This is a genomic window from Tenacibaculum sp. L6 (assembly GCF_028823685.1).
Taxonomy (GTDB): Bacteria; Bacteroidota; Bacteroidia; order Flavobacteriales; family Flavobacteriaceae; genus Polaribacter.
The window spans coordinates 1-605 of sequence record NZ_JAPEHZ010000187.1 but is presented as its reverse complement, the minus strand read 5'-3'; the positions used below and the strand labels follow the sequence as shown (position 1 = coordinate 605).

1 pseudogene is annotated in these 605 nt (G+C 35.4%); it reads right to left on the bottom strand.

Features of this window, described 5'->3' with window-relative positions:
- Window positions 1-194: 194 nt before the first annotated feature.
- Window positions 195-605: pseudogene (locus OU788_RS12650) on the bottom strand (hypothetical protein); the annotation flags it as partial.

Sequence of the window (605 nt, the reverse complement as noted above, 5' to 3'; positions counted from 1 at the left end):
TTCCTTTAAAGCGTGGCAAATATATAACGTTTTTTGATACTGCAAAAACTTTTTTTGCTTTTTGAAAAACTTTTTTTTGAACTGTTTTTTAAGTGGTTGAAAAACAGTGTTTTTTTGTTTGATTTTTTTCAAAAAAAAAGTTCCATGTTGAGTTGTCAACATGGAACTAGAGGTTATTTGTGTTCGGTTACTCTTTACCAAGCACCAATAAAGTGGCTTCCTTCGGCGTTGATTAACTCAGCTCCTTTGGTTACTGCGCCTGTTTCAGTGTTTACGATATAAATATTTCCGTTTTCACCTACTGGGGCTTGTGTTAGGTATACTTCGTTTCCTTCAACAGCAAAGCCTTGATATTGGAATAGGTAGAAGTCAGGATCGTAAGGAATGGCATCTATCTTAGTAGCTGTTTTAGTATTCAAATCTACAAGAGCAAAAAAGCCTTGAGCACCAGCTACACCTTCTGTAGAACCAGCATGACGATAAGCTACAACTGCTTTTCCATTGTCAGTAGGTCTCCAAGCAAGAATATAAGCATCTTGTACACCTAAAGCTTCATCTAAGTTTAAAACATAAGAATTGTCATATTCGTTGTTTGCGTTAATTTT